This is a genomic window from Bacteroidales bacterium, assembly GCA_012517825.1.
In the GTDB taxonomy this organism is placed as follows: domain Bacteria; phylum Bacteroidota; class Bacteroidia; order Bacteroidales; family JAAYUG01; genus JAAYUG01.
In genome coordinates this window covers 1-8910 of record JAAYUG010000021.1, presented here as the reverse complement: position 1 = coordinate 8910, position 8910 = coordinate 1, and the positions used below count along the sequence as shown (strand labels likewise).

General features: G+C 48.5%; 7 protein-coding genes. 6 read left to right on the top strand and 1 reads right to left on the bottom strand.

What is annotated here, in order from left to right:
* The 6 genes from GX419_01470 to GX419_01445 form a co-directional block, all read left to right on the top strand.
* Positions 1-1179: glycoside hydrolase family 2 (locus tag GX419_01470; GenBank protein ID NLI23360.1), on the top strand; the 1179-nt coding region annotated here is incomplete at its 5' end.
* A gap of 8 nt (positions 1180-1187) precedes the next feature.
* Complete coding sequence (locus tag GX419_01465; GenBank protein ID NLI23359.1) at positions 1188-2453, top strand: sugar MFS transporter; 1266 nt, start codon at positions 1188-1190, stop codon at positions 2451-2453.
* A 120-nt stretch (positions 2454-2573) separates the two neighbouring features.
* Positions 2574-4535: an ATP-binding cassette domain-containing protein gene (locus GX419_01460; protein ID NLI23358.1), complete on the top strand. Its 1962-nt coding sequence runs from the start codon at positions 2574-2576 to the stop codon at positions 4533-4535.
* Positions 4522-5850 (top strand): GWxTD domain-containing protein, encoded by a 1329-nt coding sequence (locus GX419_01455; GenBank protein NLI23357.1) that lies wholly within the window; start codon positions 4522-4524, stop codon positions 5848-5850. The genes GX419_01460 and GX419_01455 overlap by 14 nt, the downstream gene beginning before the upstream one ends.
* Positions 5847-6581: a 23S rRNA (guanosine(2251)-2'-O)-methyltransferase RlmB gene (rlmB, locus tag GX419_01450; protein NLI23356.1), complete on the top strand. Its 735-nt coding sequence runs from the start codon at positions 5847-5849 to the stop codon at positions 6579-6581. The genes GX419_01455 and rlmB overlap by 4 nt, the downstream gene beginning before the upstream one ends.
* 353 nt (positions 6582-6934) lie before the next feature.
* On the top strand, positions 6935-8311 hold the full coding sequence (locus GX419_01445) for an ammonium transporter (GenBank protein NLI23355.1): 1377 nt from the start codon (positions 6935-6937) through the stop codon (positions 8309-8311).
* A 73-nt stretch (positions 8312-8384) separates the two neighbouring features.
* Here the strand turns inward: GX419_01445 and GX419_01440 are convergent.
* On the bottom strand, positions 8385-8910 hold a 526-nt coding region (locus tag GX419_01440), incomplete at its 5' end, for a RagB/SusD family nutrient uptake outer membrane protein (protein NLI23354.1).

The following is an 8910-nucleotide window of genomic DNA, read 5'->3' as shown; positions in this document are numbered from 1 at the left end:
CCAACCCTGGGTTCCTGCTCCAGACGAACCAGCGAAGTTTCCGGCCCAACCGGAGTGAAGATGGAAGGACCCTATGACTATGTTACGCCCAACTATTGGTACGTGGATACCCTGCATGGAGGTGCCTACGGATTCAATACCGAGACAGGCCCCGGACCGCAGATTCCGCCCATTGAAACCCTGCAGAAAATGTTTCCCTCCGGTAAAATGTGGCCTGTCAATGATTACTGGGATTACCACTGCGGACGAAACGAATTCAATACCATCAACCGTTACCGGCATGCCATGGATATGCGCTATGGGCCTTCCCGGGATCTGAAAGAGTTTGTGAAGAAAGCCCAGCTGATGAACTATGAAGCCATCCGTCCCATGTTCGAAGCGTTTGCCGTCAACAAGGCAAAGGCCACAGGGATCATCCAGTGGATGCTCAACGCCGCCTGGCCAAAACTTTACTGGCAGCTCTATGATTACTACCTCACTCCCAACAGTGCATTTTTTGGTACCATGAAAGCATGTGAACCCGTTCATGCTATTTATAACTACGGGGATCATGGTATCTACCTTTCGAACGACCTGTATCAGCCAAAGAAGAATCTCCGGCTCGCCATCCAGGTTTTTGGTCTGGAAGGCAACCTGCTTCTGAATGATTCGGTTACCACCGAAATACAGGAATATAGCTCACGAAAAGTGTATGATCTGCCCGCTATGCAGCCCGATGTTAAAGTTTATTTTCTGAATCTGCGCCTTACCGACGATTCGGGCTCACCGGTCAGCGAAAACTTCTACTGGTTATCGGCAAAAGAAGATGTTCTGGACGAAGCAAAATCGGAATGGTTTGTCACACCCAATTCCTCCTTTGCTGATTTTACTGCCCTGAACCGCATGCCGGCCGCCACCCTGGAAGGAAAAACCACCAGTGCCGAAAAGGATAATATGACCACCCTCACCATTACCCTGAAAAATGCTTCGCCGGTGGTTGCCTTCTTCACGGAACTGAAGCTGAAGAATCGGGCTACCAACGAACTGATTCTGCCTGTTTACTGGTCAGATAATTATGTATCGCTGCTTCCCGGCAGCAGCAAAAGCATTACGGTTCAATACAAAACCCGTTCACTGCAGGGCGGCAAACCCGTTATTGAAGTAGCTGGCTGGAATGTTGCACAATTCACGATTGAATAATAATAACCATGAAGCGGAATATTTTTATTGTTGTTCTGATACTGGTCATCTTTTTTGCCATTTCCTTTCTGACCAACATTCTGGGGCCTATTGTCCCGGCCCTGATTGATTCATTTCATCTGAGTACGGGGCTGGCAGGATTTCTGCCCTTTTCGTTCTTTGTTGCCTATGGGGTAATGTCCATTCCGGCCGGCGTAATGGCCGAAAAATATACCGAGAAGCCGGTATTGCTGGCCGCCTTTGTTCTGGCCTTTGCCGGTGCATTGTTTTTCGCTCTGAGGCCATCGTTCGGGGTAGCTCTCACTTCGCTTTTCCTCATCGGAATAGGAATGGCCATGCTGCAGGTAGTCATTAATCCCCTGCTGCGGGTGGCCGGAGGGGAGGAACATTTTGCCTTTAACTCGGTTCTTGCCCAGTTGTTTTTTGGTTCGGCCTCCTTTCTCAGCCCGCTCATGTACAGCTACCTGGTACAGCATGTCCACAAAACAGATAAAGGGGTCCTCATCAACCTGCTCAACCGTCTTGTACCCGAAAACCTTACCTGGGTATCGGTATACTGGATTTTTGCCATTGTAGCACTGGTTATGATCCTTATTATCTGGTTTGTCAGGTTTCCAAAAGTTGAACTGAAAGAAGACGAAAAAATTGAAACCGGGAACATTTTGTGGGAGCTGTTTCGGAAGCGCACCGTGATTTTGTTTTTCATCGGCATTTTTGCCTATGTGGGAACCGAACAGGGAATAGCCAACTGGACATCGCGTTTTCTGCAGACTTATCATCAGGTGGATCCTGAAACTACAGGGGCGAGGGTAATATCCCTTTTCTGGGGACTTATGACCGTAGGTTGCCTGCTGGGTTTGCTGCTGCTGAAGCTTTTTGACAGCCGTAAAATCCTTATGACCTTTGCCACCGGCGCCATTATCACTCTGAGCCTCTCACTGTTCGGGCCCAAAGAAGTTGCCCTGGTCACCTTTCCGCTCTGCGGCTTTTTTGCTTCCGTAATGTGGTCGATTATTGTTTCTCTGGGGCTGAATTCACTCCCCAGCCACCAGGGTACCTTTGCCGGCATTCTGTGCACAGGAATAGCAGGAGGGGCAGTGGTTCCTCTCATCATAGGAGGCCTGGCCGACCTCTTCGGCCTTCGTTTCGGGATGTTGTTCCTTTACCTCACCCTGGGGTATATTTTCAGCATCGGAATATGGGCCAGACCTTTGGTAAATAATAAAACAATAGACCTGTTCACAAAAAAATCAAGATCATCAGAATACCGGTGAGGCAGATAGGCTCTTCTTAGAGCAGTTCCTCCCATCAGATAAAAATCCACCGGAAGGGATTTATCATTTTAAATAGTAACGATAAAATCTCTTTATCTTTGCACTTTTTAGCAACACTCCTTGGTTTCGGTACAGAATATATCCGTTCATTTTGGCAGTTTTGAACTGCTGAAGGAGGTTTCTTTCCTGATCAGGCCCCAGGACCGCATTGGCCTGACCGGGAAAAACGGAGCCGGAAAGACAACCCTTCTCCGGATTATCTGCGGACTGGAACAACCCTCGGCAGGAAAAATTGAAAAGCCCTCCGGACTGCGCATCGGTTATCTTCCCCAGGAAATGACGCACAATGATGTGCGGACGGTGCGGGAGGAAGTGAAGCTGGCTTTCAGCGAAGTGCTTGCTGTAAGACAGGAACTGGAGGAGGTGAACCGGGAAATATCGCTGAGGAAAGACTATACCTCTGATGCTTACCACAACTTACTGAACAAATCGGTCTTTCTTCATGAGCGGCTGGCCATCCTGGGCAGCGAAACGATGGAGGGCCGCATAGAAACAGTACTCACAGGACTTGGGTTCCAACGAGAAGATCTCGACCGCCCTGCATCCTGGTTCAGCGGCGGATGGCGCATGCGGATTGAACTCGCCAAAATCCTGCTTTCCGATCCTGACCTCCTTCTCCTTGATGAACCGACCAATCATCTTGATATTGAGTCCATCCAATGGCTTGAGGAATTCCTTGCCGGCTTCAGGGGAGCAGCGGTAATCATCTCCCATGACCGTACTTTTCTTGATAATGTGACCCGGCGAACCATTGAAATCGTAAAGGGGAAAATATACGACTATGCCGTACCCTATTCCGAATTTGTTGTTCTGAGCAGGGAACGCAGGGAACAGCAGAATGCCGCCGCAGCCAGCCAGCAGAAAATGATCGAAGACACGGAACGTTTTATTGAACGCTTCCGCTACAAAGCCACAAAAGCTGTTCAGGTGCAGTCGCGCATAAAAATGCTCGAAAAGCTCGGGCGAATTGAACCCGAGGAAGAAGATGATGACTACCCCGACATTCGTTTCCCCTCGGCTGTCCGTTCCGGAACCATTGTCCTGGAAGCTGTTGATCTAACCAAATATTACGGCGACACCCTCATTATCAACCGGTTGAATTTTGTCATCGAACGGGGCCAGAAAGTCGCATTCATCGGCCGAAACGGAGAAGGAAAAACTACCCTCAGCAAAATCATTGTGGGAGAAACAGATTATTCCGGCCTGCTGAAAATTGGCCGCAATGTGAGCATTGGATATTTTGCCCAGAATACAGATGAACTGCTTCAGCCCGAAAAAACCGTCTGGGAAACCGTCGACCAGATAGCAAAGGGAGAAATCCGCACCCGCCTTCGTGATCTTCTGGGAGCTTTCCTTTTCCGCGGAGATGCCGTTGATAAAAAAGTCAAGGTCCTGTCAGGTGGCGAAAAGTCACGGCTTGCCCTGGTAAGACTCCTTCTGGAACCTCACAACCTGCTGGTTCTCGACGAGCCCACCAACCATCTTGACATGCGTTCGAAAGACATTCTCAAGCAGGCTCTGCTGGCATTCGAAGGAACGCTGATTGTTGTATCACACGACCGGGACTTCCTGCATGGACTTACTACCGCAATTTTTGAGTTCCGCAATCATTCAATCCACCAGTACCAGGGCGACATTTCCGATTTCCTCGCCCGGAGGAAACTTGCCTCGCTCAACGAACTCAATCAGAAAAAGGAATCCGTAAAAAAACTGAAGGAAGAAGATCAGGAAAAAGAACAATCCAGAGAAGCATACCGGCAGAAAAAGGAAACGGAACGAAAGCTTCGCAAAATTAACACCCTGATACAGGAATCCGAAGAACGCATTTCTGTACTCGAAAAACAGATCAACGACATAACAAAAGAATTATCAGAGAATATTCCCCACAGCCATAGCACTGAAAATACCGATTTATATACTACCTTTGAAAAGCTGAACGTGCAGCTGCAGGAAGAAATGGAACGGTGGACCAGTCTGCACACCGAAGCGGAACAGATAAAGAATTCCAATGAAGGTCAGTAAATTGTTCCCTGAATCTATTTTCCGTTCAGGAAAGATGCCTGCAGTTATGTTTATGGTAGGCTTTGTATTTTTTTCCTGCCGGCAGGCGCCGGTTTCATCTCCCCTTCCTCTGAAGCGGGAGGCTCTTAATCTGGCTTTCCTGTACAATCCTGCCGAATCGGCCATTCATCCTGAAGCAGGGATTCTGCATCTGAATGATTCCATTTCGAACCTGTATATCAGCATTCCCCAATCGGAATTGCTGTTTAACCAGGCCAACCCCGAGGGAAGGTTTCTTACCTCCCTCCGCTTCCACTATGAGATCTATGAACTGTATGAAAAGGAAACCTCACGGAAGCTGGCCGATAGCGGTTCCTACAAAACCGAGCTGGAAAAAAACAAACTGCACGGACTCTACTACACGGTATTTCCGGTTCGCTGCCGGTACGGACGCCAGTACACACTCCGGCTGTTTACTTATGACAATATGCGCAACAAGTCCATGCAGACATTTCTTCGGATCGATAAGACCGACCGCAACGGAAGGCAGTATTTCATGGCCTTTACACCCACCTCCCATTATCCGGTTTTGAAACCCTATGTAGCAGCAGGGCGGAATATTATTCTGCGCTATGGACCGGGAGGTATTGATTCGGTATATGTCCAGTGGTACCGGAAAAGCCAGCCCTTGCCCCTGCCGGTATTTTCTTCCGAAACACCGAAAAATCTTCTGATCAGGCCTGACAGTGTCTGGAAAATTGCCCTCTCTGATACCCTGGTATTCGATACCACCCGAACAGGCCTGTTTCATTTCCGCGCCGACACCATGAGCTTCGACGGATTCACGCTTCTCTGCCCCGGTGAACATTACCCCGAAATAAAAACACCTGCCCAGATGATACCGCCCCTTGCCTACCTTACCTCAGGACCTGAACAAAAAGCCATTGAACAAAATCCGAATCCCAAGGCTGCGGTGGATAATTTCTGGCTGACCTGCGGCGATAATATTCAGACGGCGCGCGATCTGATACGGGCCTATTACAACAGGGTATTCTTTGCCAATTATTATTTCACAGCCGACCGGGAAGGCTGGAAAACCGACCGGGGTATGATTTATGTTGTTTACGGCCCTCCCCGTACCATGCTGAAAACTGACAACCAGGAGGAATGGACCTATTTTACGGAAGCAGGCAGGAAGGTCGTTTTTACCTTTCGTTATAAACCCAGTCCGCTTACCGAAAATCTGTTCGTTCTTATCCGCAACCTCGAACCTTCGCCCCATTGGCGCCAGGCTGTTGATTCATGGAGGTCGGGAAAAGTTTTCACAACCCAATGAAGCCCAATACACCTTTTATCTACGGCATAAGACCCCTGCTCGAAGCCATTGATGCAGGAAGGCAGATTGACAGGGTACTGGTTAAAAATACCCTGCGCGAGAATCTGGAAGAACTTCTCATCGCCCTGAGGAAGCATAATATACCGTATCAGTTTGTCCAGGCCGACCGACTGAACCGCATTACCCGTCAAAACCATCAGGGAGTTATCGCTTTTGTTTCGGAAGTTGAATATTATGATCTCGAGAAGGTTATTCCCTCCCTTTACGAACAGGGTAAAGTACCATTGGTGCTGGCACTGGATCATATCACCGATGTAAGAAACTTTGGAGCCATAGCGCGTTCAGCCGAATGTGCAGGAGCGCATGCCCTTCTTATTGGAGAAAAAGGACATGCAGGTGTGAATGCCGATGCAGTAAAAACTTCAGCCGGAGCTTTGCATCATATTCCGGTGTGCAGGGTGAAATCGCTTCACACTGCCTTTGTTTATCTGCGGGAATCAGGTCTTCAGATTATTGCCGCTACCGAAAAAGCCGAAAAGGTTTATACATCGGTTGATTATACCTTACCGTCGGTTATAGTTCTTGGCGCGGAAGATACGGGCATCAGCCACGATCTTTTGCGCATGGCCGACCACCTTGTACGCATTCCCATGCTGGGAAAAACCGCTTCCCTTAACGTTTCCGTTGCCGCAGGAATACTTCTGTACGAAGCAGTACGGCAAAGACATTGATGTTTTTTCTTCTGCAATTGCGGGATTCTGCAGGATTATGCATGCGGAGTGAAAACGGATTAAGGGTTAGAAAATGGGATCAGGCAAGGGGCGTTGCCCCTTAAACCCCACTTCCTTCTCTGCCTGCCCTTGCTCCCCTGTTTTGCCCTGGCCGGCAAGCATTTCTGAGGAATTTATCCAACTGCAGGAACTTGTTTACATACTTAACTCACTAAAAATTTACTCCATTGAAATTATTATTTTTTTAAAAATACTATTCATTTTATGGGGGTTATATTGAATATTTAATATTTTTTTAATTTTGTAGTTGTATTTAATAGGGGTGTTTTTATTAATATTTAACTTTTTTAATCATGAAAGTAAAAAGAAAATGGCTCGTATTTTCAATTGCTCTGGCAGCCGTTTCATTAGCCGGAGCATTCTTACCCCGTGGTGAAGCAGGGGGGACGGATTCTGCCTTATCGGCCGGAGATATTGCCTGGATTATCAGTGCCACTGGTCTGGTACTTTTAATGACTCCCGGTGTTTCGTTCTTTTACGGGGGCATGGTACGTACAAAAAACGTCATTTCCACTATGCTACAAAGCTTTGTGGCTATGGGGGTTATCAGCATTGTTTGGGTAGTGGTGGGTTTTAGTCTTGCGTTCGGAAAAGACCTGGGAGGAGTTATCGGAAATCCATTCACGTATCTGATGTTCAGGAATGTGGGGGGGCAGCCCGAACCGGCTTTTGCCGCCACAATACCCCTTGCATTGTTTGCTCTTTTTCAATTGAAATTCGCCATCATCACACCGGCTTTGATTACAGGGTCCTTTGCCGAGAGGGTTAAGTTTTCAGCCTATCTGCTTTTTATGGTTTTGTGGTCGGTTATTATCTATGCCCCCCTGGCCCACTGGACCTGGCATCCCGATGGATTCTTGCGCCGGCTGGGGGTTCTTGATTTTGCAGGAGGAACAGTGGTACACATGGCCGCAGGAGTTGCAGCCCTGGCAGGGGCATTGTTTCTTGGCCAGCGGGCCGAACATAAAGTTGCTTACCGCCCGGCCAATATTCCTTTTGTGATGCTGGGCACAGCCCTGCTGTGGTTCGGATGGTTCGGATTCAATGCCGGTTCGGCTCTTGCCGCCAACTCAGTAGCCGTTGAAGCGTTTCTGAATACCAATACCGCTTCGGCTGCCGCCATGCTTGCCTGGATGTTTTTTGACACACTGCGCGGTCGTAAGGCTTCAGCTATGGGTGCCTGTATCGGAGCTGTTGTCGGGCTGGTAGCCATCACCCCGGCTGCCGGCTATGTTTCCGTCGGAGCCAGCCTCTTTATAGGAACAGCTACCGCTGTAGTAAGCAATATTGCCGTTCACTGGAAAAACAAAACTTCAGTTGATGATGCCCTTGATGTTTTCCCCACCCATGGAGTAGGAGGGATAATGGGTATGATCTTTACCGGTATCTTTGCCAGAGAAGCAGGATTAATTTTCGGAAATCCCCGCACGTTTCTCTACCATCTCCTTGCCATTGTTATAGTAGGCCTGTATGTTTTTGTGGGTTCCTATCTGCTGTATAAACTTACCAACCTGTTTATACCTGTGCGGGTATCAAAGCAAAGTGAGAGCCTTGGTCTTGATCTGAGCCAGCATGATGAAATCTATGCCCTGAATGTTCAGGAAAAGGAACTGGAGGAATACGCGCATAACGGAAGCACGGAAAACACTTTACCGACGTTTGCAAAATAAGCGCGGTCAACGGGATGAAAACAAAAGAGGCTGCCTGAAAGCAGCCTCTTTTTTATCGTATACCAGGAAGGCATTAGTAAGCGCAACCTGCTCCTTCGTTAATCTGTTTAATCACACCACCTCCCAGTTCAAGCTGCGTGGTAGGTATGGGGAAGTAGAGATCGCAGGGAACGTCGAAGCTGGCTCCAACGAATTGCTGTCTCTTATTCTTTTCCTTGTTGATGTAAGCATTCAACTCGGCCTGTGCTGTACCCCAGCGAACCAGGTCGAAGAAGCGGTGACCTTCCATAGCCAGTTCCAGTTTCCTTTCATAGCGGATAGCCTTGAGGGCATACGTCTTATCAGGAAAACTCGTATATTGTCCTATCTGGTAATTGGCGGCTGGTGTACCGTCAGTAAATTTGACAACGGAATGAGAAGCCCGTTCACGCACCTGGTTAACAAAGGCCAGTCCGAGATCGCCTGAATTGGTTTCAGCCTGGCATTCGGCAGCCAGAAGGAGCACATCGGCAAACCGCATCAGACCGGTATTCAAAGCACTTCCCGGAGCCCACCAGTCAATGAGTTCAGTAAGACCAGCGTCTACATCTCTTTTTCTG